We start from the raw sequence: 22,981 nt of genomic DNA on the forward strand, positions 1-22,981 counted from the left end.
CTGGCGCTGGTCGAATGGGTGGAGGCCCATCTCGACGGCCTCTCCGTCCCGCACCGGCGCGTGCCCAACGCGGAGGGGACCAAGTCCAACCTGGTCGCGACGCTCGGGCCGATGGAGGCTGGGGGCGTGGTGCTCTCCGGCCATACCGACGTGGTGCCGGTGGACGGCCAGCCCTGGTCGTCCGAGCCGTTCCAGATGGTCCGCCGCGACGGCCGGCTCTACGGGCGCGGGACCTGCGACATGAAGGGCTTCATCGCCCTGGCGCTGGATGCGGCGCCGGCGATCCTCGCCGCGCGGCCGAAGAAGCCGGTGCACCTGGCCTTCTCCTACGACGAGGAGATCGGCTGCCTGGGCGCGCCGGCGATGATCGAGACGATCCGCCGCGAGCTGCCGGCGCCGGCGCTGGTGATCGTCGGCGAGCCCACCGACATGGAGGCGGTGAACGGCCACAAGGGCATCGCCACCTATCAGGTGACGGTGAACGGCCGAGAGGCCCACTCGAGCCAGACCCAGCAGGGCGTCTCGGCGAACATGGCCGCGATCCGGCTGATGGCTTCCCTGGTGTCGCTCTCCGACACGCTGGAGCGGGAGGCCGATCCCGCCTCGCCATTCACGCCCAAGGGCGCCACCCTGACCGTCGGCGTGATCCATGGGGGCACGGCGCACAACATCCTGGCGCGCGAGTGCGGCTTCACCTTCGACCTGCGCTGCCCGCCGGGCCTCGATCCGGAGGCGATCCTCGCGAAATTCCTGAGCGAGGCCGAGGCGCTGGACGGGGCGCTGAAAGCGCGCGCGCCGGAGGCGGGCGTCCGGGTCGAGCGCCGCTCGAGCGTGCCGCCCTTCTCCCCGGAGCCGGGCGGAGCGGCCGAGGCGTTCGCGCGCCGGCTGGCCGGCGACAACGGGCCGCCGCGGGCGGTCTCCTACGCGGCGGAGGCGGGCCAGTTCCAGCGGGCCGGGCTCTCGACCGTGCTCTGCGGCCCGGGCTCGATCCTGCAGGCGCACCAGCCGGACGAATACATCGAGGTCTCCCAGATGGAGCGGGGCGTGGCCTTCATGCGCCGGCTGGTGGAGTGGGCCGCGGCGGGGGAGTAGCCAGCGGGCGGATCACCACCCGGCGGCGGAACACGTCCGCCGGATTCCAGGTCATCGCGCGGGCGATGGCGAGCGAGCCTACCTTGCGCCGGGCCTGGGCCTCGTGGCGCGCCTCGATCGCGATCCGGATGTCCTTCACCGCCGCCTTGAAGCCGCGCCAGGGCGAGGCGAGCTCGCCGCGCATGGCGTGGCGCGTGAACAGCACGGCCGTCGCGCCGAGGTGCAGAGGCAGGGTCAGCCAGAAGAGCGCCGGCGGGGTGTCCTTGACGAACACCCACAGCCGGTTTCGCGTGCCGTAGAACGTCGCGAAGTCGGAGCGCGGGCCGCCCGAGGAGGCCGAGCCCTGGTGGCGCACCACGGCGTCGGGGACCACCAGCGAGCGGCCGCCGGCGAGCCGCAGCCGATAGCCCAGGTCGACGTCCTCGCAGTAGCAGAACAGCCGCTCGTCCATGCCGCCGAGCTCGAGAAACAGGTCGCGCTCGACCAGCATGGCGCCGCCGCAGGGGCTGAACACCTCCCCGGTCGGCAGCGGCCCCGGATCGGGACCGCGATAGCCGCCGCGGAACGGAAAGCCCGCCCCGGCCATGACGTCGCCCAGGCCGTCGAGGCGCGTGGGATCGGCGGCCGAGAGCTGGCGCGAGGCGAAGGCGCGGACCTCGGGGTGGAGGCTCGCCGCGGCCATCAGCCGCTGCAGCCAGTCCGGCTCCGGATAGGCGTCGGGGTTGAGGAGCGCGAGCCAGCGGCCGCGCGCGACCCGCGCGCCGGCATTCACGCCGGCCGCGAAGCCGAGGTTCTCGGCGTTCTCGATCAGCCGCAGGGCGGGTTCGCCGCGCGCGGCCGCCTGGGCCGCCCCGTCGGGCGAGGCGTTGTCGACCAGGATCGTCTCGAAGTCGCCGAAGGTCTGCGCCTTCAGGGCCGCCAGGCAGCGGGCGAGCGTCGGCCCGCTCTCGTAGGTCACGATGAGGACGCTGACGGCGGGCGCGGAAGGCTTGTGTTTCGCTGCCGCTCGGGCCATCCGAAGGATGCTCTCACCGTCTCCAGGCGCCCATGACGACGATCACGCCGCTCGCGCTTTCCGAGGTCCTGCTTATCACGCCCGTGCGCCATGGCGATGCGCGGGGCTGGTTCGCCGAGACCTGGAGCACGAAGCTGATGGCCGAGGCCGGGCTGAAGCATCCCTTCGTGCAGGACAACCAGGCCTTCAACGCCCGCGCCGGCACCGTTCGCGGCCTGCACTTCCAGAAGGCGCCGCACGCCCAGGGCAAGCTGGTGCGGGTGCTGCGGGGCGCGATCTACGACGTGGCGGTGGACGTCAGGCCGGGCTCGCCCGGCTACGGGCGCTGGGTCGCCGCCGAGCTCACCGCCGAGGGCGGTGAGCAGCTGTTCGTGCCGCGCGGCTTCGCGCATGGCTACTGCACGCTGCGCGACGACACCGAGCTGTTCTACAAGGTCGACGGCGACTATGCGCCGGAGCTGGAAGGCGGCGTGGCCTGGGACGATCCCGACCTCGCCATCCCCTGGCCTCTGGCGGGCGAGCCGGTGATGTCGGACAAGGACAAGAAGCTGCCGCGGCTCAGCGATCTCCCGCCGACGCAATTCTGATCCGCTCATTTCCGCGAAGGCGGGAATCCATGCAGCCTTTCAACCGGCGGCCTCGGCTTGGGTCCCCGCCTCCGCGGGGACGAGCGGTGGGGGGGTGACCCATTCATCGCGAACGGACTCGTCCCGCTCCAACGGCAGCCGTTCGGTGCGCAACCGCTCGAATTCCGCCGCAGCCAGCAGCCGCGAGAGCGCCCAGACGGCGGCGCCGCGGACCACGGGCGACGGATCGTCCAGCAGGCGCAGGGCCTCGGTGGCGAGCGCCGGCTCGCCGGCGTTGCCGATGGCGTAGAGCACGTTGCGGACGAAGCGGTCGCGGCCGGTCCGCTTGACCGGGCTCTTGGCGAACAGCGCGCGGAACGCCGCCTCGTCCAGCCGCGAGAGCTCGGCCAGGGCGGGCGCGCGCAGGGTTTCGCGCGCGTGGAGCTTCTGCTCGCGGGCGGCGCGGGCGAACTTGTTCCAGGGGCAGACCGCCAGGCAGTCGTCGCAGCCGAAGATGCGGTTGCCGAGCGCGGCTCGGAACTCGCGCGGGATCGGCCCCTTGAGCTCGATGGTCAGGTAGGAGATGCAGCGCCGGGCGTCGAGCTGGAAGGGCGCGGGGAAGGCGGCGGTCGGGCAGACGTCGAGGCAGGCGCGGCACGAGCCGCAGGCCTCCGGCTCCGGCGGATCGGGCGGCAGCTCCAGGCTGGTCAGGATCGAGCCCAGGAAGAGCCAGGAGCCGAACTCGCGCGAGACCAGGTTGGTGTGCTTGCCCTGCCAGCCCAGGCCCGCGCGTTCGGCGAGCGGCTTCTCCAGCAGCGGGGCGGTGTCGACGAACACCTTCAGCTCGCCGCCGAAGCGCGCCTGCAGCCAGCGCGCGAGCGCCTTCACCCGGGCCTTCATCAGCTCGTGGTAGTCGTCGCCCTGCGCATAGACGCTGATCGCTCCCTTGGCGGGCTCGCCCAGGATGGCGAGCGGGTCGCGGTCGGGCCCGTAGTTCAGGCCGAGCACAATCGCCGAGCGGGCGTCCTGCCACATGGCGCGCGGATGGCGGCGGCGCGGCAGGGTCTCGGCCAGCCATTCCATCTCGCCGTGGCGGCCCTCGGCGACGAAGCGCTCCAGCCGGGCGGCGGCGGGCCAGGCCTCGTCGATGTCGGTGAAGCGGCAGAGGTCGAACCCGAGGGCCTTGGCCTCGGCGCGGATCAGCTCGGCGGGCTCAGAAGTCGAGGTCGTCATAATGCCCGGCCGGCGCGAGGCCCGGCCAGCGGTCGTTGAGGAGCGGCCGGAAGGCCGGCCGGGACTTCAGCTTCATGTACCAGGTCTTGGCCGCCGGAAAGTCGGCCCAGGGCACGTCGCCGAAGTAGTCGACGACCGACAGATGGGCGGCGGCGGCGAAATCGGCAAGCGACAGCCGTCGCCCGGCCAGCCACTCGCGCCCCTGCAGCAGGCTTTCGGCATAGCCCAGGTGGCTGCGCAGGCCCTCGCGGCCGCGGCGCAGGTTGGCGAGCTCGGGCGCGCCCAGGCCCAGCAGGCGCTTCTCCATCTTCTCGTGCAGCAGGAAACCGCCGGCTTCGTACTCGAACTTGCGGTCGAACCACTGGATGAGCCGCCTGGCCTCGGCGCGCTCGGCGGCCTCGCGGCCCAGCAGGGCGGGCTCCGGATGGGCCTCCTCGAGCCAATCGAGGATGGCGCGGCTTTCGCAGAGCACCAGCCGCGCTTCGCCTGCGCCTTCCACCAGCACCGGGGTCATGCCGGAGGGATTGAGCTCGGCGAACGCCTTCGGCCGCTCCCAGTAGCGCACCTGGACTTCGCCGAACGGCAGCCGTTTCTCGCCCAGCGCCAGCCGCACCTGGCGCGACGCCGGATCGAGCGGGAAGTGGTGCAGGGTGCGCTCGGCGCTCATGTCCGACGGCTAAAAGGCGGGCTCCGATGAGTCCATGGGCTGCACCCCTTAAGCAGCCGTTTACACTCACGCCTCCGCGGCCGGCGCCTCGGCGAAGGCGCCGCCGTGCGGCTCGGCCCGGCCAAGCGGATCGGCGTGGATGATGATATCGGCCGCGGGGAAGGCCGCCAGCACCCGCTTCTCGGCGGCGACGATCACTTGGTGCGCGGCTTCCAGCGTGAGCTCCGGGTCGAGGTCCACGTGCATCTGCATGTGGACGTAGGGGCCCGAGGCGCGGGTCCTGAGCTGGTGGACGTCGATGAGCCTGGGATCCTCGGTCATCAGCCGCACGATCTCGGCGCGTTCGGACTCCGGCAGCTCGCGGTCCATCAGCTGGGCCGACGATTGGCGGAATACGTTGACCGCACCCCAGAGCAGGATGGCAGCGACGATCAGGGCGGCGATGGGATCGAGCCTGGCGACGCCCAGCCAGGCGGCCGCGGCGATGCCCACCAGCGCCACGAGGTTGGAGGCGAGGTCGGCGGCGTAGTGGGCCCGATCGCCGGAGACCGCGACGGAAGCGGCCCGCCTGAGCACCCGCGTCTGGGCGGCGATCAGGAGGCCCGTGAGCGCGGTCGAAAGGACCATCACGAAGATGGCCCATAGGCTGTCCTCCACGGCGTGCGGATGGACCAGGTCGGCGATCGCCTGGCGGCCGATCAGGGCGGCGGAGGCGAACACCAGGCCCGCCTGCACGAGGCTCGCGAAGGCCTCCGCCTTGCCGTGGCCGAAGCGGTGCTCGGCGTCTGGCGGATGGATGGCGTAGCGGACTGCGACGAAAGTCCCCGCCGAAGCGAGCAGGTCGAGGGCGGAATCGGCCATCGAGGCGAGCAGAGCCACCGAGCCCGACAAGAGCCAGACGACGAGCTTGGCCGCAACCAGCACGGCGGCGACGCCTACCGAGTAGTAGGTCACGCGCCGGGTCAGCCGGGCGGTCTCGGCGGGGGCGAGGCCGTGGACGTCCATCGGCGGGAGGTTAGCGGGGCGGCCGCTTCAGGCCAGCGCTAACGACTCGCAAGACCCGTCAAGCCGCTTCCCGTGGCATCGGGCCGACGTAGCGCGACTGCGGGCGGATGAGGCGGCCGCCGGCCAGCTGCTCGCGGGCGTGGGCGATCCAGCCCGAGACCCGGCCCATGGCGAACACGCAGGTAAAGGCCGAGGGCGGGAAGGCGAGCGCCTCCAGGAGCAGAGCGGTGTAGAACTCGACATTGGTGTCGAGCGGGCGGTTCGGCTTGCGTTCCCGCAGGATGGCGAGCGCCGCCTGCTCCACGGCCTCGGCGAAGGCGAGCCGGCCAGGCAGCACGTTGGAGCCCTCGCCCAGCCGCCGGACCGCCTTCTTGAGCGCATCCGCGCGCGGGTCGCGGACCCGATAGACGCGGTGCCCGAAGCCCATCAGCCGGTCGCCGCGGTCGAGCGCCGCCTCGATCCAGGCCCTCGCATTCTCCGGCCGGCCGATGGCGTCCAGCATGTCGATGATCGGGCCGGGCGCGCCGCCGTGCAGCGGGCCCTTCAGGGCGCTGATCCCGCCCAGCACGGCCGACGTCAGGCCGGCGCGCGTCGAGGCGATGACCCGGGCGGCGAAGGTCGAGGCGTTGAGGCCGTGGTCGCTGACCGTCACGAGGTAGGTGTCGAGAGCGTCGACCTCGGCGGCGCTCGCCGCCCGACCCCTGATCATCCGCAGGATGTCGGCGGCGTGGCTCGAGCCCGGGTCGGGACGGACCGGCGCCTCGCCGGCCTGGGCGCGGACCACGGCGGCGGTGAACACGGCTGGGGCCGCGGTCAGGCGGAGCGCAACGGCCGGATCGTCGCCATCGGCTAGCCTGGCGGCCAGCGCGCGCATCGCCTCGATCGGCGAGCGGTCGAGGAGCCCGGTGTCGAGGGCGGCGACCTCGGCGAACACCTCGGCGCGCGCCGCGCCCAGCGCCGGCCCGAGATCGTTCGGCAGTCCCTCGAAGAAGCCGTCCCACAGCAGGCGGGCGACGTCCTCGTAGCGGATCCGGCCGGCCAGCTCGTCGAGCGACCGGCCGCGGATGATCAGCCGCCCGGCCTGGCCGTCCACCTCCGACAGCACGGTCTCGGCCGCGACGACGTCTTCCAGGCCGTCGGAAACATGCGGGGTCATGGCGGGCTCCTTCTTGCTTGCCGCGGCAGAGATTTATCGGCAAGCTGATTTCGTCAATCTTGATCAATGTGATCAATATATGCCCGATCGGGACTGGATCGCTGCGGAGGACGCCCGGACCCGGCTCGGAGTCAGGGCCCAGACGCTCTACGCCTACGTCAGCCGCGGGCGCGTGCAGGTGCGCCCCGATCCCGGCGATCCGCGGCGCAGCCTCTACCGCGCCGCCGATATCGCCGCGCTCAGCCAGCGCAAGTCGCGCAGCCGCAAGGTCTCCGAAGTGGCGGCCGGCGCGATCGCCTGGGGCGAGCCGGTGCTGGCTTCGGAGATCACCACGGTGGCCGGCGGGCGGCTGTTCTACCGCGGGCGCGACGCGATCCGGCTGGCCGACAGTGAGACGCTGGAGTCGGTGGCGCGGCTGCTGCGCGGCGGCCACGGGGCGGCCCTGAAGCGCACCGAGCGGCCCGCCCCGCCGGACGCGCCGGACATGCGCACGCGCGGCTTCCTGGCGCTCGCCGCGCGGGCCGGCGCCGATCCGCCGGCGCGCGGCCGCAATCCCCTGGCGCTGGCGGTCGAGGCCGCGACGCTGCTCGACGTGCTGACGGACGCGGTGGCCGGCGAGGTGGGCGGCGGGGCGATCCACAACCGGCTGGCGCTGGCCTGGGGACAGGGTCCCGGCGGCCCCGGCGCGGACCTGATCCGCCGCTGCATGGCGCTGGTGGCCGACCATGAGCTGAACGCCTCGGCCTTCGCCGCGCGCGTCGCGGCCTCGACCGGCGCGTCGCTGGCGGCCGCCGCGCTCGCGGGACTGGCGACGCTCTCCGGCCCGCGGCACGGCATGGCGATCGCGGCGGTGAGGACCTTCGCGGCGGAGGCGGCCCAGCTCGGGCCGGGACCGGCGATCGTCAACCGCCTCTCCGAAGATCGCGCCCTGCCGGGCTTCGGCCACCCGCTTTATCCGGAGGGCGACCCTCGCGCGGCGGCGCTGCTGTCGCAGTTCGATCCGCCGCGCGGGCTGGACGCCCTGCAGGCCGCCGTGCGTCAGGAGACGGGGCTGGCGCCCAACGTCGACTTCGCCCTGGTCGCCGTCTGCGAGGCGCTGAAGCTGCCGCAGGACGCGCCCTTCGCCCTGTTCGCGGTGGCCCGCTGCGCCGGCTGGATCGCGCACGCCATCGAGCAGGGGCAGTCCGAGGCCCTGATCCGGCCGCGCGCCCGCTACATCGGCCCGGAGCCGGAGTTCGGCTGAAGCCGCGCCACGCCGCGACCATTCGGCGGTTGAGCCGGCCTGCGGCTCAGCTTAATGCCGCCAAGGAAAGCCGCCCCGGGGGAGCGCCGCCGTGCCCGACTGGATCAACGCCGTCATCCTGGGCGTCGTCGAAGGGCTGACGGAGTTCATCCCCGTCTCGTCCACCGGCCATCTGCTGCTGGTGAAGGACCTGATGGGGCTGAAGGATCCGTTCTGGGACACCTTCAACGTGCTGATCCAGCTGGGCGCGATCCTGGCGGTGGTGGCGCTCTACTTCGGCCGCTTCTGGAACGTGCTGATCCGGCTGCCCAGCGATCCCAAGGCCCAGCGGTTCGCCCTCGCGATCGTCGTGGGCTCGATCCCGGCGGCGGTGGCGGGCTTCCTGCTGCACGATGCGATCAAGACCATCCTATTCGAGAGCCCGCGGGTGATCTGCACCGCGCTGCTGATCGGCGGGGTGCTGCTCCTGATCATCGACCGGGTGGCGCCGCCGCCGCGCCGCAACGACGCGTTCAACCTGCCGGTCTGGACGGCGCTGGCGGTGGGCGTGTTCCAATGCCTGGCGCTGGTTCCCGGCGTCTCGCGATCCGGCGCGACCATCGTGGGCTCGATGCTGATGGGCGTCGAGAAGAAGGCCGCGGCCGAGTTCTCCTTCTTCCTCGCGATCCCGGTGATGCTGGGCAGTTTCCTGCTCGACGGCTGGAAGAGCCGCCATCAGCTCACCGGCCACAATATCGAGCTGGTCGCGATCGGCTTCGTGGTCGCCTTCATCGTGGCGATCGGCGTGATCCGCGCGATGCTGGCGATCGTCACCCGCCGCGGCTACGCGGTGTTCGGCTGGTGGCGCATCGCGGTGGGAGTCGTCGGGCTGCTGGCGCTGCAGTTCGCCTGAGCCCGCCCGGGCTATGGCAGCTCCCCGCTCTTCAGCCAGCGAGCGCACTCCGGCCCGAGCTTCTCCACGGCCATGCGCTCGTAGGCGAGGCTGTCCTCGGGGCTCAGCACGTCCTTCCAGCGGCCGTTGACGCCCTTGTTGATGAAGGTCTCGCCGCCCCCTTGCCAGGGATCGCCGCCCAACGGCGCGTAGAGCTCGGCATGCGCCTTCATGTAGTCGAAGGTGCAGTGCTGGACGGCGGCGGGCCACGTCGCCTCGGGAAGCTCGATCTCCAGGAACTCGGCGATGGCGCGCATTTCGCCCTCGAGGTCGGCCTTCAGGGTGTTGAAGTGCACCAGCTTGACGTTCGGCAGGTCGCGCACCGCCCACCAGGTCGCGGTGTTCTCCCAGAACGACCAGAAGGGATAGCCGTCCTTCTCGAGCCAGGTGCGGAAGTAGCGGCGGATTTCCGGATCGGGCGGCGGCAACGGCTCGCCGACCAGACCCGGCCCGTTGAACAGCTCGTACATGTGCGGCTTGAAATTGGCGTGGTGGTTGTACATCGACCAGATCACGTCGCGCCCGTCCCGGCCGACGTAGAGGTACTTGGCCTTCGGCGACATCCTCAGGGCGTCAGTGGGCAGGTGCGTCTTCACCACGCGGCGGTGAGCCTGCGCGGCGACCGCCGCCCGCGCCTCCGGCGGCATGATGCGCAGGTCGTACCAGGGCGAGAGATGGCTGACCGGGACCCCCTCGGCGCCCTGGAAGATCAGCTGGCTGACGATCTGCTGCGTCCAGGTCGTGCCCGCCTTGCCGTAGGTGCCGATAATGACGTCGCCATCGCGGAACGCGAAGTCGTTCCAGACGGTGGAATCCATGTGGTGGTTGTGAAGCTCGCGGGTCTTCCGCGGGAACGCGATCACTTCCGACATGGCTGAAACCCCTCGATGCCCTCGCCAATCTATATACGGTCGTTCGGCGAACTTGGAGGCCTCTTCAGACAGCGAGCGCACGGTCTTCCTGGTCGGCGTACTGGCCGCCCTTGCGATATCGGTAGAGATAGCTCGGCAGAACGGCTTCCAGCGTCGTCGGGGTGATCCCGAGCTCGGCAAGTCCCGGATATTGGCCGGAGACCACGTTGTCGGCGCGCAGCAGCTTGACCTGGTCCGAGGTGATCGGCGGCGCGACGATGCCTGCGGCGGCGTCGCCGAGCGCGCCAAGGACGCTCGCGGCCGCGAAGGGGACGGGTACGAGCAGGCGTCGCCGCTCGATCTGCTCGAGCATGATCTCCATCAGCCGGCGGAAGGTGAACACGGCCGGGCCGCCGAGCTCGTAGGTCTGGCCGGCGGTCTCCTCGAGGGTCACCGCCTGGGTCAGCGCGCGCGCCACATCGCCCACGAACACCGGCTGCATCCGGGTGCGGCCGCCGCCGATCAGCGGCAGGGCCGGGCTGACCAGCGCCATGCTCGCGAAACGGTTGAAGAAGCTGTCGTCCTGGCCGAACACGATGGAGGGACGCACGAGCACCGCCTCGGGGCAGGCTTCCCGGACCGCCGCCTCGCCCTCCGCCTTGGTGCGGGCGTACCTGGCGGGCGAGGCCGGGTCCGCGCCCAGCGCCGACATCTGGACGAGCCGCGTGACGCCCACGGCGCGCGCCGCCTCCGCGACATTGCGCGCGCCCATCACGTGGACGGACTGGAAGCCCTGGCGCCCGCTCTCGAACAGCAGGCCCACGAGGTTGAGCGCGGCGGTCGCGCCCTCCAGCGCCCGGCGCACGGAGGGCGCGTTGCGAATGTTGGCCTGGACCACGTCGATCTGGCCCACGTCGCCGTGCAGGCGCATGGCGTAGGCGAGGTTCGGCTGGCGCACCGCGACCCGGATCCGCCAGCCGGCCTTGGCGAGCTGGCGAACGGCCTGGGCGCCGATGAAGCCGGAGCCGCCGAACACGGTGACGAGGTTCTGCATTGAGGGTCCGCAGGCTGGCGCAGCGTCGCGCGGGCCAGCCGATAGACGATGCGGCCGAGCGCCGCAACGGCGCCAAGAGACGCGCTCCGGGCCGGCGTTGACCGGCCGCAGGCGGCGCCCTATCTGTCCGCGTCCCGATCGGACAGGTCGGCCCAGGTGGCGGAATTGGTAGACGCGCTGGCTTCAGGTGCCAGTGGCTTAACGGCCGTGAAGGTTCGAGTCCTTTCCTGGGCACCATCGGTGGGCGCAAGCATCGCGCCGGTGTTCAGCCGGCGCCATCGGGCTCTATATTGAGGGCTGTAGAGCCGCGGAGCGCGAATCTCAGGTGACCACCTTCCTGCATGACGGCGACCTGCCGGACGGCCTTTTCGCCGACAGCTACGAGGTGGCGATCGATTCGGAGACCATGGGCCTGCGGCTCGGCCGCGACCCGCTGTGCGTGGTGCAGCTCTCGGACGGCCGCGGCGACGCCCACGTCGTGCAACTGCGCCGCCCCGACTACGCCTGCCCCAACCTGAAGCGGCTGCTGATCGATCCTGCGGTGCTCAAGCTGTTCCACTACGGCCGCTTCGACATCGCCATGTTCTACCTGCACCTGGGCGTGGTCACGGGTCCGGTCTACTGCACCAAGATCGCCTCCAAGCTGGCGCGCACCTACACCGACCGGCACGGGCTGAAGGACGTGGTCAAGGAACTGCTGGGCGTCGACCTCTCCAAGCAGCAGCAGAGCTCCGACTGGGGCGCCGCGAAGCTCTCCGACGAGCAGGTGGCCTACGCCGCCTCCGACGTCCTGCACCTGCATGCGCTGAAGGCCCGGCTCGACGAGATGCTCGCGCGCGAGGGCCGCGACGCGCTCGCCCAGGCCTGCTTCGGCTTTCTGCCCAACCGCTCGCTGCTGGATGTGGCCGGCTGGGAGGACGTCGACATCTTCGCGCACGCCTGAGGTCAGGGAATGGCGGCGCCCCAAACTATGGCCGAGGCGGCTCGTGGCGGCATCGAGCGCTGGCGCCGGCGCTCGCGTGTCGTGCGCGCGCTGCGGCTGATCGTGCCGGCGGTGATCCTGCTGATCCTTGTCGGGCTCGCGACCTCGGTCGTCTACAACGCCATGAAGCCCGGCCCGGAGGCCACCGAGACCAACCAGCCGATCCGGCTGATCAATCCGCGCTTCGTCGGCCGCGACGATCGGGGCCGCGCCTTCGTGCTCACCGCCGCCAGCGCCACCCGTGACCCGCGGGAGTACCAGAAGGTCTACCTCGACCATCCGGCCCTGGTGCTCGACGAGCAGGGCCCCGATCCCATGCGGATCATCGCTCGCAAGGGGGTGTTCCATGAGAACACCGGCAAACTGGAAGTGAGCGGGGGCGTGCGGCTCGCGTCCAATCGCGGAGCCTTCGAGACGGCGACCTCGCAGTTCGACACCAAGAGCGGCGAGCTCGTCGGTTCAGGCCCGGTTCAGGGCTCCGGTCCTCTTGGAGAAATCGATGCGAAGTCCTATGCCGTTTACGACAAAGGTGACCGCATGGTCTTCGAGGGCCGCGTCCACACGCGCCTGATCCCGAAATGAAAACCCTGGAAGCCCGCCCCATGAAGAGCCTCCCCACCCTTGCGGCGATCGCCCTGGGCCTGGTCGCCGCGCCAGCCGCCGCGCAGCAGTTGAGCGCCAACTCCAAGGCGCCGATCGACATCACTTCCGACCACGCCGAGGCGAGCAACAGCGACTGCGTCTCCACCTGGAGCGGCAACGTCGAGGCCTTGCAGGACAACGCCCGGCTGCGCACCGACGTGCTGAAGCTCTATTCCACCAAGAGCGCCAGGGCAGGCGGCTCGAACAACGGCTGCGGCGACATCGATCGGATGGAAGCCCTGGGCTCGGTCTATTATGTGACGCCGCAGCAGCGCGTGAAGGGCGACAACGCCGTCTATCAGGCGTCGAGCGACACCATCACGGTGACCGGCGACGTGGTGGCGGTCCGCGGCCGGGACGTGATGCGCGGCAAGAAGATGGTGATCAACGTCAAGACCGGCGACGGACAGATGGAGAGCGACGTCACGGGCCGCAACAAGCCCGGACGCGTGCGCGGCGTCTTCTATCCGAACGACAAGACCGACAATACGCAGCCGCCGGCCGCCGGTCAGCGCCGGTGACGTCTTGAAGCCGGAGCGGATCGTGAGCTTTCCCGGCCAGGCCGGCGAGGGTCTGGTCGTCGACAACGTCGGCAAGTCCTTCCGCGGTCGTCCGGTCGTGAAGGGCGTGTCGCTTCGACTGCGACGCGGCGAGGTGGCCGGTCTCCTGGGCCCCAACGGGGCCGGCAAGACCACCTGCTTCTACATGATCACCGGCCTGATCCCGGCCGATTACGGCGCGATCTACCTCGACGGGGCGAACATCACCCAACTGCCGATGTACCAGCGGGCGCGCATGGGCGTGGGCTATCTGCCGCAGGAGACCTCGATCTTTCGTGGCATGTCGGTGGGCGAGAACGTGATGGCCGTGGTCGAGCTGCGGGTGAACGACCGCAAGCAGGCCCGCGCCCTCGTCACCGAGCTGCTGGAGGAATTGCACATCGAGCACCTCAGGAACGCGCCGGCGATCTCGCTGTCGGGCGGCGAACGGCGCCGGGTGGAGATCGCCCGGGCGCTGGCCTCGGAGCCTGCCTTCATGCTGCTGGACGAGCCGTTCGCCGGCATCGATCCCCTCGCCATCGCCGACATCCGCGAGGTGATCGCCTACCTGAAACAGCGCGGCATCGGCATCCTGATCACCGACCACAACGTGCGCGAGACGCTGGACATCATCGACCGCGCCTCGATCATCCACGCGGGCGAGGTGCTGTTCGAAGGCCGCCCCGACGAGATCGTCGACGACCCGGAAGTGCGCCGGGTCTATCTCGGCGACACTTTCGCCTGAGGCGTGGGGCCCCGGCTCACTTCGACTTGAGCTTGCAGTCCTTGAACGGGATCTTCGTGCCTTCGACCAGGGCGGTCCGCCCGCTGGTCCGAAGCGTGACGGCGCCCTTTGAGAACTGCACCCCTTCGTCGCCCGAACCCCGGGTCAGGACGTAACGCGTGTTGTTGTTGCTGGTCGTCAGCGTCGCCTCCTTGGGCGTGGCCGAGTCGTAGTCGACCTGGAAGGCCCCGCCCTGCGCGCAGGTGTAGAAGGCGAAGTTGAAGTTGTTCATCGGCGGTTGCTTGGGCGCCTCGGACATCGCCGCCGAGGACCACAAGGACCAGACAAGAACGCCGCCGATCATGGGCAAGGCCTTCATTCGAGGCTCCCTTCCATGCTGCTCACGGCTCCTGATGAGTCGTGGCCGAATTCTAGCCGAAAAACATCGCTGTCGCCGCTCCGCGGGCGGCGAATCCCAGAATCGTGAACGTGGAGGTTGGCGGCTGGCCAGGCTCGCTGCCGGGCCGGGAGGCGATTACCAGGCGTAGGCTTCAGGAGCCGGGCCGCCGGGGCCGGGGAAGATCCTGTCGAGCTCTCCCGCGACCTCGTCATCCAGCCTGAGCTCGACGGCGGCCAGATTGGCCTCGAACTGCGCCAGCGTGCGTGGCCCGACGATGGGGGCGGTGACGCCAGGCCGCGAAGCCAGCCAGGCGAGCGCTACGTCAGCCGGGGACTGGCCGATCCTGTCGCAGAGCGCCTCGTAAGCCTCGACATTGTCGTCCTTGCGCGCGTAGGCGCGCCGGCCGCGGTCGTTGCCCTCGGGCTTGCCGCCGAGCGCGCCGGCCGCCAGCGGACTGTAGGGCAGGAAGGCCATGCCGTAGGCGCGGGCGGCCGGCAGCACCTCCAGCTCTACGGTCCGCTTCGTCAGGTTGTAGACGCTCTGCTCCGAGACCAGGCCCAGGAAGTTGCGCGCCCTGGCGGCTTCCTGCGCCTGGGCGATGTGCCAGCCGGCGAAGTTGGAGGAGCCCACGTAGAGCACCTTGCCCTGCGCCACGAGCACCTCCATGGCCTGCCAGATCTCCTCCCAGCGCGCGGCCCGGTCGATGTGGTGCATCTGGTAGAGGTCTACGTAGTCCGTCCCCAGGCGCTTCAGGCTGCCTTCGCAGGCTTCGCGGATGTGCTTGGCCGAGAGCCCCTTCTGGTTGGGCCCGACCCAGGAGCCTGTGCGGCGGACCGGATCCGGCGAGCCCCACTCCATCGGCGCGGAATAGACCTTGGTGGCGAGCACCGTCTTCTCTCGCCTGCCGCCGCCCTGGGCGAACCAGCGGCCGATCAGGGCCTCCGAGCGGCCGGCGTTGTAGTTGTCGGAGGTGTCGAGCAGGTTCACCCCGCGCTCGAACGCGCTGTCCAGAATCTGGAACGAGGTCGGCTCGTCGGTGAGCCACGAGAAATTCACGCTGCCCAGGCCCAGCGGGGCGACGGAAAGACCGGTCGAGCCGAATCGGCGGAGCTCCACGGCCGGGCGCCTCAGGCCAGTGGATCGAGCGGCGCGCCGTCGGGCCCGAGCGGGCCGACGCGGCCGGGCGTGACGAACAGCGGCGTGCTCGGTCGGGGGGACTCGATGCGGCCCAGCCCGGCCCAGGTGGCGAAGCCCAGGCGATTCAGCAACGCCGGGCGCTCGGCGTCGCATATTGCCGGATCGAGGCCCATGGTGAGGTTCTCCTGCGGCCGGATGAACGGCCGGCAGTGATAGCTGAGCAGCGCATGCCGCGGCTTGTCGGTGCGGTTGGCGCCGGTGCCGTGCCAGATGCGTCCGTCGAAGCACAGGATTGAGCCCGCCGGGCCGTCGGCGGCGATGGTGTCTTCGAGGGTCGGCATGTTCGAGGGTTCGTCCGGGACATAGGCCGAGGAGCGCGGGGTCGCCGCTGCGTCGAGGTGGCTGCCCGGGACCAGACGGGTGCCGCCGTTGGCGTCGGAGAAGTCGTCCAGCATCCAGGCGATGTTCGCGACCACCGGCTTGGGCGTCCAGAATCCGACATAGCCCTGGTCAGTGTGCAGCACCATCGGCTCGCCGCCAGGATGGGCGATGTTGGCGGTGAAGCTGGAGACCAGGAAATCCGGGCCGAGCAGATGGCCCATCAACTCGCCGATGATCGGATGCAGCATCAGGTCGCGAAACACCCGGCCCTTGTTGAGCAGCATCCAGATCCGCTGGTTGGGCCGCGACGGACCGCCGTCGTGGAACGCCACCCCGCGGGCGCGCTCGCCGGCCGCCTGCGCCTGGAGGCGCGCCTTCAGCGTCTCGATTTCGGCTCGGGACAACACGTTGGGCACGATGCAGTAGCCACGCTCGTCGAGGTCGGCCCGGGCCTGATTTAGGTCGCTGGTCGGTTGGGCGAGCTGCACGGTCACGGCGGACGGGCTCCAAGTTCGGACTCTATTTGAGCGAGAGGTTAGCTCCGCGCCGGCCGGGTTGGCTAGGCCGGCGCGCTACTCCGCGGCGCGCGCCGGAGCGGCGCGCCGGCGCTCGTACTCGGCCATGGCCGCCTTGCGCCAGCGGGCCCTGAGCGCGGCCGGCCGCTCGGGATACCGCTCGTCGAGGAACGCGGCCTCGTCCACCCGATCGGTGCGGAAGCTGCGGAAGTCGGCCCTGAGCTCGCACCAGGTCATCAGCAGCCGCACCGCCTCATGATAGCCGACGGCGAACGGCCAGACCGTCCGCTCGGTGCGCCTGTCCTGCTCGTCGCGGTAGACCAGGCGAATCTTGCGGCCGGCGTGGATCGCGCGGCGGACGGCGGCCATGTCCAGCCGGTCGGGCAGGGCGCGGTAGTTCGGCGCCGCGCGGGTCGCGGGCTCGACGATCAGCGGGCGCAGGCGCTCCGGCACGGTCGCGCCGATCTTGGCCACGAGATCCTGGGCGGCGCGGGCGAGCTCGGGGTCGCCGTGGCTCGCCACCCATTGGGCGCCGAGCACCGCAGCCTCCACTTCGGACTCGGTGAGCATCAGCGGCGGCAGGTCGAAGCCCTTCTCCAGCACATAGCCCACGCCGGCCTCGCCGCGGATCGGCACCCGCTGGGCCATGAGGTCGGCGATGTCGCGATAGACCGTGCGCTTCGACGTCTCGAGCTCGGCGGCGATGGCTTCGGCCGTGGCCGGGCTACGATGACGCCTGAGGATCTGGATGATCTGGAACAGACGGTCCGCGCGGCGCATGTCGGCCCTCCCGCCAACCTGCTGACAGATGTGGGCGCGCATCCGGCCCGGTGTCAACCGCTGGCGAGTTAACCAATCGGTGGGGATCGCGCCCTTAGCCTGGAGAGCAAGAAACAGGCCAGAAGGGGGTTCGTCTTGGCGCTCAGCGCGCGGCTCGAGATCCGGCAAGGGCAGGGGCTGGTCATCACGCCTCAGCTGCAGCAGGCGATCAAGCTGCTGCAGCTGTCGAACCTGGAGCTGGAGGCCTTCGTCGAGGCCGAGCTGGAACGCAACCCCTTGCTGCAGCGCGACGATCCGGACGCCGACATCGCTGCGGAAGCGGCCGCGGAGCCGGCGGCTGACGAGGCGGCGCAGGCGGCCGAGGCCGCCCGCGAGCTCGACATGACGCACGACGAGGCCTCGCCCGGCGAGCGGGCGACCGGCGATGCGCCGGAGACGGTCGGGGCTGCTGACGCGGGCGGCGCCGTCGATTGGTCCAAGGCCGGCAAGGGCGGTTTCGACGGCGACCTCGAGGGCCTGGAGGCGGCCTTCACCCGCGAGAAGACTCTCGCCGAGCATCTGCACGACCAGCTTGCCGGCGCCGGTCTCGCGGGCGTCGAGGCGGTGGTCGCCGGGCTGCTGATCGACAGCGTCGACGAGGGCGGCTACCTGCGTCTGGAGCTTGCCGAGGCCGCGGCGCGGCTGGGCTGCGACGAGGCGCTCGTCGCCCGCGTGCTCGCCGTGCTGCAGGGCTTCGAGCCCACCGGCGTCTGCGCGCGCTCGCTGGACGAGTGCCTCATGCTGCAGCTGAAGGAGCGCGACCGCTTCGATCCGGCCATGGCGGCGCTCGTCGCCAACCTGCCGCTGCTCGCGCGCCGCGACATGCCGGGGCTGCGCAAGGCCTGCGGCGTGGACGACGACGACCTGCGCGAGATGATCGCCGAGCTGAAGGCGCTCACGCCGCGCCCCGGCGCCGCATTCGGTGGCGAGCCCGCCCAGCCGGTGTCGCCGGACGTGTTCGTCAGAGAGGGCCCCGGCGGCCTGTGGCACGTGGAGCTCAACTCCGACACCCTGCCGCGGCTGCTGGTCGACCAGCGCTACCACGCCCATGTCAGCAAGGCGGCCCGCTCCGACCAGGAGAAGACCTTCGTCTCCGACTGCCTCGCGCAGGCGAACTGGCTGGTCCGCAGCCTCGACCAGAGGGCGAAGACAATCCTGAAGGTCGCCTCCGAGATCGTCCGCCAGCAGGACGCCTTCCTGGCGTTCGGGGTGGAGCACCTGAGGCCGCTCAACCTGAAGACCGTGGCGGAGGCGATCGGCATGCACGAATCCACGGTCAGCCGGGTCACCACCAACAAGTACATGGCCACGCCGCGCGGCCTCTTCGAGATGAAGTTCTTCTTCACCTCCGCCATCCAGTCGAGCGAGGGCGGGGAGGCGCATTCGGCCGAGAGCGTGCGCCACAAGATCCGCCAACTGATCGAGGCGGAGCGCGAGGAGGCCGACGTGCACTCCGATGACCGCATCGTCGAGATCCTCAAGGGCGCCGGGGTCGATATCGCCCGCCGCACGGTCGCCAAGTACCGCGAAGCCTTGCGGATTCCCTCCTCCGTCGAGCGGCGGCGGACGCTCAAGGTCGCGGTCTGAGCAAGCGCCGCAACAGCGCGTGAGCGGGGCGGCTTCGGCGTTGACACCATCCCGGCCCGGGCGCGTTCATCAGGACATGCAAGTCCAGGTCACCGGCAAGCACGTCGACGTCGGCGAGGCCCTGCGGGCGCGGGTCTCCGACGAGATCGCCAACAGCATCGAGAAGTACTTCGACCGTGGCGGCGGCGCCGATGTGGTCGTCACCCGCGAGGGTGCGGCCTTCAAGGTGGACTGCGCCGTGACGCTGGCCAGCGGCGCCCAGCTCACCACCCATGGCGTCGGCGGCGATGCGCACATGGCCTTCGACGCCGCCATGCAGAAGATGGAGAAGCGGATCCGCCGCTACTCCAAGCGGCTGAAGGATCATCACTATCAAGCCCAGGCCAAGCAGGCCGAGACGGCGGCCTATTTCATCCTGCAGCCCACCGAGGCGGAGGATGAGGACGACTCGGGCGAGGCGGCCCAGCCCTATCCGGAGCCCGTGGTGATCGCCGAGATGGAGACGCCGATTCGTCCGATGACGGTCGCCATGGCGGTCATGGAGCTCGACCTGACCGAATCTCAAACAATCGTGTTCCGGAACGCGGCGCACGGCGGATTGTCCGTGGTATATCGCCGCCCCGACGGCAACGTGGGTTGGATCGACCCCGAGCGCACGAAGGCGCCGGAGGGGGATGGGGCTGACGGAGGAACCACTGCGCCGCATTGAGCGCTTGAGGTAGCCGTTGTATCGGGCCCGCTTGGCCGCGGGACGCGGAGACGTGAGCTTAGCTTTGAGACAACTCAATATCGGCGACCTGCTCGATCGCAATGCGATCGCCCTGCGGGTGAGCGCCGCCAACAAGCGCCAGGCTCTGGCGGTGATCGCCGAGATCGCCGCTCGCAGTTTCGGGTTGGAGGCGGGCGACATCCTGGATGCGCTCGCCGAGCGCGAAGCCGCGGCCTCGACCGGCGTCGGCCACGGGGTGGCCGCACCGCACGCCCGGCTCGAAGGGCTCGACCGCATGCGCGGCGTCTTCGTGCGGCTGGAGCATCCCGTGGATTTCGACGCCGTCGACGACCAGCCGGTCGACCTGATGTTCTCCCTGTTCGCGCCCAAGGCCGCCAACACCGAGCATTTGCGGGCGCTGGCCCGCGTCTCGCGGCTCCTGCGCCAGCCCCGGGTGCGCCAGCAACTGCGCCAGGCGCGCACGGCCGACGCCATCCATGCCCTGCTGGTGCAGGAGGCCGATGCGGCGCGGCCCTCGGCGGCTTAGCGAGCCCCGCGATCCCCTCCCAGAACGCCGAAGCGCCGCCGGGGCGAACCCGGCGGCGCTTTGCGTTTGCGATTCGGGCGCGGGGGCGCCGATCAGTGGACCGAGACGGGCGCCAGTTCGTGGGCGACGGCCGCGGCCACCGCGGATTCCTTGTCGGTGAGGACGGCGAGGCGTTCGCCGTCGGCGCGGTGCACCGCATAGAGGGTCTGTTCGGGATCGAGCTCGATGCCCTGGATCTGCGCCAGGGGCACGCTCGCCAGGATCTCGGCCGCCTTGACCGGGCGCACGTAGACCAACTGCGGCGCGCCCAAGGCGGCGAAAGCTTCCATGGACAACATTGGCGTCATAACGACCACCTCCGAAAAACTGAACGCGTCCGAGGGTCGCCGGTTCAGCCGACCCTCTGGCGCTTGGGACCCCGGACCATCCGGCGGCCCCGACTTCTGACGGGCCATCCCGCTCACCTGGCGCTCCGGATCGGGACCTTGACGATCCGCGTCTCCGGCTCCGGGCGGGCGAGGTCGATGTGAAGCAGCCCGTGCTCCAGGGTCGCGCCCTCCACCACCATGCCGTCGGCCAGCACGAAGGTCCGGACGAACCCGCGGGCGGCGATGCCACGGTGGAGATAGGAGTCCTCAGGCCTGGACCCGCCGTCGCGCTTGCCAGCGACGACCAACTGCCGGTCCTCGACGGTCACCTCGAGCTGCTCCGGCGAGAAGCCGGCCACCGCCAGGGTGATGCGAATCGCGCCTTCGCCGCGGTCCTCCACATTGTAGGGCGGATAGCTCTCGGCGGCCGCCTTGGCGGCGCGCTCGACGAGGGCGCGGGTGTGCTCGAAGCCCAAGAGAAACGGGCTGTCGAAGAGGATCGACCGATTCATTCCTGAAGAGTCCTTGACGAAGCGACTCTCCGGCCTGGCCGCCCGTGAGCGGCGCGGCCCGACCGGACGCATCATATGTGGGGAGCGCAGCCTTGCGTTGCAACATGCCTGGGAAGGACGCTCAGGCGCGTGAGCCGCCCTCGCGCGGACGCTCGGCGAAAGCCCAGAGTTTGGCGCCGGCGAAGGACAGCGCCGGGATCACCACCACGATCACCGCGAGCGCCGCCTTGAAGGGCCAGCCGAGCCGCTCGACCAGCAGCCAGGTGATCGCGGAGTTGGCGGCGAAGCCCACCAGCGAGATCGCCAGGAAGCGCGCGAACTGGCGACCGTGCAGGGCGGGGCGGCCGAAGGTGAAGCGGGCGTTGCCGAGATAGGAGACGCCCACGGCGCAGAGATAGCCGGTGACCGTGGCGGTCATGGGCGCAGCGCCGGCCAGCTCATGCGCGGCGAGCGCGGCGAGCGCGTGCACGGCGGTGGCGGCCAGCCCCACGACGGCGAAGGTCCCGCCTTGCCGGACCAGGGTCGCGCGATCGCTCATGCGGGCCTGCGGGCGACCAGCAGGATCGAGACGCCGAACGGCAGGTCCATGGCCTTCAGCAAGCCCCGCTCCAGGCCGAAGACGCCCTTGAGGACCGCGTTCAGGGCAGGCGGCGGCATCGCCGCTTCGTCGCGCCCCCGCAAGCCGGCCGCGGTCTTGGCCAGGCGCACGGCCGCGATCGGCGGAAACAGCAGGCTGTTGAAGTGGCTGGCGCGCCGCACCTGCAGCCCGGCGGCCTGGAACAGCCGGCGAAACCCGGCTAGGCCATAGCGGCGCTTGTGGTGGTGCGCGGCGTCGTGGTCGCTCCACATCCAGCCGTAGGCCGGCACGGTGGCGATCATGAAGCCGCCGGGCGCCAGCAGGCCGGCCAGCGCGGCGACGGCGCCCTGGTCGTCGTCGACGTGCTCGATCATGTCGAACGCCGCGACCAGGTCGAAGGCGGTCGCGAAATCCGGAAGCGACTGCGGCAGGAGCCCCGGCCTCACCTCGACCCCGAAGCGCTGCGCCGCATAGGCCCGCGAATCGGCGTCGGGCTCGATCGCCTGGACCTCGCCGAACCGCTTCAGCATCTCCAGGTTGCCGCCGGGGCCGCAGCCCGCCTCAAGGATGCGGGCGGGGCGGGGCAACGGCAGGCGCGCGATCTCGGCGGCGAGGATCTCGCGGCGCGCGGCGAACCACCAGTGGTCCTGCTGCAAGGCGCGCATCTGGTCGTAGATCGCCCGTTCCATCAGTCCCCGAAGCCGATCCGTTCGCGCACCAGGTATGTCGGGCGGCCCTTCACCTCCTGGTACATGCGGCCGATGTACTCGCCGAGCACGCCGAGCGCGATCATCTGCAGGGCGAAGCCGAACAGCACCACGACCATCAGCGAGGCGTAGCCGGGCACGTCGCGCCCGACGATCATCACCCGCAGGATCAGGAAGATGGCGGCGGCGACCGCCAGCAGGGCCGCGAGCGCGCCGACCACGGTCCAGACCCTGAGCGGCAGAGTGGAGAAGGCGGTCAGGCCGTCGAGGGCGAAGCGGAACAGCTTGCGGTAGCCCCAGGCCGTGGTCCCGGCGATGCGCGCCGGCCGGACGTAGGGCACGCCCACCTGGCGGAAGCCCACCCAGGCGAACAGGCCCTTCATGAACCGGTTGCGCTCCGGCAGGCGCTTCAGAGCCTCCACCACCGCCCGGTCCATCAGCCGGAAGTCGCCGGTCGAGGCGGGGATCGGATAGTCGGAGAGCCAGTTGAAGACGCGGTAGAACAGCCCGGCCGAGGCGCGCTTGGCGACCGTGTCGCTCGTGCGGTCGGTGCGCACGCCGTAGACCACGTCATAGCCCTGCTCCCAGAGCGCGACGAACTCCGCGATGAGCTCGGGCGGGTCCTGCAGGTCGGCGTCCAGCGGGACGACGAGGTCGCCGCTCGCCGCATCGAGCCCGGCGGTGAGCGCCGCCTCCTTGCCGAAGTTGCGGGAGAGCGCGACGATCCGCAACCGGCGGTCCTTGGCGGCGCGGGCGGCGAGGCGCGCCAGGGTCTCGTCATGGCTGCCGTCGTCCACGCAGACGATCTCGAGCGCGAGCCCCAGCCCGCCCAGGGCCTGCTCCAACCGGTCGAACAGCGGCTCCAGCGCCGGCGCCTCGTCGTGCATCGGCACCACCAGCGACAGGGTGCGGCCCTTGCGGGAGCGTTCGACCGGAGGACCGGAGCGCGCGGTTCGGGGGCGTCGGGCGGGCGTCATGCGTCAGCGGCCACTAAGCCGCGGAACGCCCCGCCGCGCCAGGAC

The 22,981-nt window shown here is 70.8% G+C and carries 27 protein-coding genes and 1 tRNA gene; 12 read left to right on the forward strand and 16 right to left on the reverse strand.

All coding sequences use genetic code 11. The annotated features are described in order from the left end of the window. On the forward strand, nt 1–1,092 hold a 1,092-nt coding region (argE, locus tag VLI41_RS16125), incomplete at its 5' end, for an acetylornithine deacetylase (protein WP_325269112.1). Here the strand turns inward: argE and VLI41_RS16130 are convergent. After that, nucleotides 1,052–2,107 carry a glycosyltransferase family 2 protein gene (locus tag VLI41_RS16130; protein WP_325269113.1) on the reverse strand — a complete coding sequence of 352 codons (1,056 nt, stop codon included), beginning with the start codon at nt 2,105–2,107 and terminating at the stop codon, nt 1,052–1,054. The genes argE and VLI41_RS16130 overlap by 41 nt on opposite strands. A gap of 32 nt (nt 2,108–2,139) precedes the next feature. Between VLI41_RS16130 and rfbC the strand changes: the two genes are divergently transcribed. Next, on the forward strand, nt 2,140–2,694 hold the full coding sequence (gene rfbC / locus VLI41_RS16135; RefSeq protein ID WP_325269114.1) for a dTDP-4-dehydrorhamnose 3,5-epimerase: 555 nt from the start codon (nt 2,140–2,142) through the stop codon (nt 2,692–2,694). 39 nt (nt 2,695–2,733) lie between these two features. Here the strand turns inward: rfbC and queG are convergent, their stop codons facing one another. The 4 genes from queG to VLI41_RS16155 all read right to left on the reverse strand — a co-directional run bounded on the left by queG (nt 2,734) and on the right by VLI41_RS16155 (nt 6,734). Next, nucleotides 2,734–3,906, reverse strand: coding sequence for a tRNA epoxyqueuosine(34) reductase QueG (queG, locus tag VLI41_RS16140; protein WP_325269115.1), 1,173 nt, complete (start codon nt 3,904–3,906; stop codon nt 2,734–2,736). After that, nucleotides 3,887–4,573: a glutathione S-transferase family protein gene (locus VLI41_RS16145; protein WP_325269116.1), complete on the reverse strand. Its 687-nt coding sequence runs from the start codon at nt 4,571–4,573 to the stop codon at nt 3,887–3,889. Before VLI41_RS16145 ends, queG begins: the two co-directional genes overlap by 20 nt. 66 nt (nt 4,574–4,639) lie before the next feature. Further along, nucleotides 4,640–5,578 (reverse strand): cation diffusion facilitator family transporter, encoded by a 939-nt coding sequence (locus tag VLI41_RS16150; protein WP_325269117.1) that lies wholly within the window; start codon nt 5,576–5,578, stop codon nt 4,640–4,642. Nucleotides 5,579–5,636: 58 nt separating this feature from the next. Beyond that, nucleotides 5,637–6,734, reverse strand: coding sequence for a citrate synthase/methylcitrate synthase (locus tag VLI41_RS16155; RefSeq protein WP_325269118.1), 1,098 nt, complete (start codon nt 6,732–6,734; stop codon nt 5,637–5,639). Between the two features lie 79 nt (nt 6,735–6,813). Here VLI41_RS16155 and VLI41_RS16160 point away from each other — a divergent pair, with 79 nt between their 5' ends. Further along, the gene (locus tag VLI41_RS16160; RefSeq protein WP_325269119.1) at nt 6,814–7,977 is read left to right on the forward strand and encodes a citrate synthase; all 1,164 of its coding nucleotides are present in this window, start codon (nt 6,814–6,816) and stop codon (nt 7,975–7,977) included. A 91-nt stretch (nt 7,978–8,068) separates the two neighbouring features. Then, entirely contained in the window at nt 8,069–8,869 is an 801-nt protein-coding gene (locus VLI41_RS16165; RefSeq protein WP_325269120.1) for an undecaprenyl-diphosphate phosphatase, read from the forward strand. A gap of 11 nt (nt 8,870–8,880) precedes the next feature. Here VLI41_RS16165 and VLI41_RS16170 read toward each other — a convergent pair whose 3' ends face one another. Beyond that, on the reverse strand, nt 8,881–9,780 hold the full coding sequence (locus tag VLI41_RS16170) for a sulfotransferase domain-containing protein (RefSeq protein ID WP_325269121.1): 900 nt from the start codon (nt 9,778–9,780) through the stop codon (nt 8,881–8,883). A 64-nt stretch (nt 9,781–9,844) separates the two neighbouring features. Then, a complete protein-coding gene (locus VLI41_RS16175) occupies nt 9,845–10,813 on the reverse strand; it encodes a complex I NDUFA9 subunit family protein (protein WP_325269122.1) in 969 nt (322 codons plus the stop codon). Nucleotides 10,814–10,963: 150 nt separating this feature from the next. Here VLI41_RS16175 and VLI41_RS16180 point away from each other — a divergent pair. The 5 genes from VLI41_RS16180 (at nt 10,964) to lptB (ending at nt 13,721) form a co-directional block, all read left to right on the forward strand. Next, nucleotides 10,964–11,050, forward strand: a tRNA-Leu gene (locus tag VLI41_RS16180). Nucleotides 11,051–11,138: 88 nt separating this feature from the next. Then, a complete protein-coding gene (locus VLI41_RS16185) occupies nt 11,139–11,756 on the forward strand; it encodes a ribonuclease D (RefSeq protein ID WP_325269123.1) in 618 nt (205 codons plus the stop codon). A gap of 9 nt (nt 11,757–11,765) precedes the next feature. After that, nucleotides 11,766–12,377 carry an LPS export ABC transporter periplasmic protein LptC gene (gene lptC, locus VLI41_RS16190; protein WP_325269124.1) on the forward strand — a complete coding sequence of 204 codons (612 nt, stop codon included), beginning with the start codon at nt 11,766–11,768 and terminating at the stop codon, nt 12,375–12,377. A 20-nt stretch (nt 12,378–12,397) separates the two neighbouring features. Further along, the gene (locus tag VLI41_RS16195) at nt 12,398–12,958 is read left to right on the forward strand and encodes an LptA/OstA family protein (protein WP_325269125.1); all 561 of its coding nucleotides are present in this window, start codon (nt 12,398–12,400) and stop codon (nt 12,956–12,958) included. Between the two features lie 22 nt (nt 12,959–12,980). Next, on the forward strand, nt 12,981–13,721 hold the full coding sequence (gene lptB / locus VLI41_RS16200; protein ID WP_325269126.1) for an LPS export ABC transporter ATP-binding protein: 741 nt from the start codon (nt 12,981–12,983) through the stop codon (nt 13,719–13,721). A 16-nt stretch (nt 13,722–13,737) separates the two neighbouring features. On the opposite strand, the gene VLI41_RS16205 is transcribed toward lptB, so the two are convergent. The 4 genes from VLI41_RS16205 to VLI41_RS16220 all read right to left on the reverse strand — a co-directional run bounded on the left by VLI41_RS16205 (nt 13,738) and on the right by VLI41_RS16220 (nt 16,913). Continuing rightward, nucleotides 13,738–14,079, reverse strand: coding sequence for a hypothetical protein (locus tag VLI41_RS16205; protein ID WP_325269127.1), 342 nt, complete (start codon nt 14,077–14,079; stop codon nt 13,738–13,740). Nucleotides 14,080–14,235: 156 nt separating this feature from the next. After that, nucleotides 14,236–15,216, reverse strand: a complete 981-nt coding sequence (locus tag VLI41_RS16210; RefSeq protein ID WP_325269128.1) for an aldo/keto reductase — start codon at nt 15,214–15,216, stop codon at nt 14,236–14,238. Nucleotides 15,217–15,227: 11 nt separating this feature from the next. Beyond that, nucleotides 15,228–16,112: a phytanoyl-CoA dioxygenase family protein gene (locus VLI41_RS16215; protein ID WP_325269129.1), complete on the reverse strand. Its 885-nt coding sequence runs from the start codon at nt 16,110–16,112 to the stop codon at nt 15,228–15,230. A gap of 78 nt (nt 16,113–16,190) precedes the next feature. Then, the gene (locus VLI41_RS16220) at nt 16,191–16,913 is read right to left on the reverse strand and encodes a YafY family protein (protein WP_325269130.1); all 723 of its coding nucleotides are present in this window, start codon (nt 16,911–16,913) and stop codon (nt 16,191–16,193) included. A 135-nt stretch (nt 16,914–17,048) separates the two neighbouring features. Between VLI41_RS16220 and rpoN the strand changes: the two genes are divergently transcribed. The 3 genes from rpoN (at nt 17,049) to VLI41_RS16235 (ending at nt 19,795) form a co-directional block, all read left to right on the forward strand. Beyond that, nucleotides 17,049–18,539 (forward strand): RNA polymerase factor sigma-54, encoded by a 1,491-nt coding sequence (gene rpoN / locus VLI41_RS16225; RefSeq protein ID WP_325269131.1) that lies wholly within the window; start codon nt 17,049–17,051, stop codon nt 18,537–18,539. A 76-nt stretch (nt 18,540–18,615) separates the two neighbouring features. Then, a complete protein-coding gene (gene hpf, locus VLI41_RS16230) occupies nt 18,616–19,248 on the forward strand; it encodes a ribosome hibernation-promoting factor, HPF/YfiA family (RefSeq protein ID WP_325269132.1) in 633 nt (210 codons plus the stop codon). A gap of 64 nt (nt 19,249–19,312) precedes the next feature. Further along, entirely contained in the window at nt 19,313–19,795 is a 483-nt protein-coding gene (locus VLI41_RS16235) for a PTS sugar transporter subunit IIA (protein WP_325269133.1), read from the forward strand. Nucleotides 19,796–19,887: 92 nt separating this feature from the next. Here VLI41_RS16235 and VLI41_RS16240 read toward each other — a convergent pair whose 3' ends face one another. From VLI41_RS16240 to VLI41_RS16260, 5 genes are all read right to left on the reverse strand, one after another. Continuing rightward, complete coding sequence (locus tag VLI41_RS16240) at nt 19,888–20,142, reverse strand: DUF1150 family protein (protein ID WP_325269134.1); 255 nt, start codon at nt 20,140–20,142, stop codon at nt 19,888–19,890. A 113-nt stretch (nt 20,143–20,255) separates the two neighbouring features. Next, nucleotides 20,256–20,675 carry an Hsp20 family protein gene (locus VLI41_RS16245; protein ID WP_325269135.1) on the reverse strand — a complete coding sequence of 140 codons (420 nt, stop codon included), beginning with the start codon at nt 20,673–20,675 and terminating at the stop codon, nt 20,256–20,258. Between the two features lie 121 nt (nt 20,676–20,796). Then, nucleotides 20,797–21,213: a GtrA family protein gene (locus tag VLI41_RS16250; protein ID WP_325269136.1), complete on the reverse strand. Its 417-nt coding sequence runs from the start codon at nt 21,211–21,213 to the stop codon at nt 20,797–20,799. Continuing rightward, entirely contained in the window at nt 21,210–21,941 is a 732-nt protein-coding gene (locus VLI41_RS16255) for a class I SAM-dependent methyltransferase (RefSeq protein ID WP_325269137.1), read from the reverse strand. Before VLI41_RS16255 ends, VLI41_RS16250 begins: the two co-directional genes overlap by 4 nt. Next, entirely contained in the window at nt 21,941–22,936 is a 996-nt protein-coding gene (locus VLI41_RS16260) for a glycosyltransferase family 2 protein (protein WP_325269138.1), read from the reverse strand. The genes VLI41_RS16255 and VLI41_RS16260 overlap by 1 nt, the downstream gene beginning before the upstream one ends. Nucleotides 22,937–22,981: the final 45 nt, after the last annotated feature.

The sequence above is a fragment of the Phenylobacterium sp. genome (assembly GCF_035475775.1).
GTDB lineage: Bacteria > Pseudomonadota > Alphaproteobacteria > Caulobacterales > Caulobacteraceae > Phenylobacterium.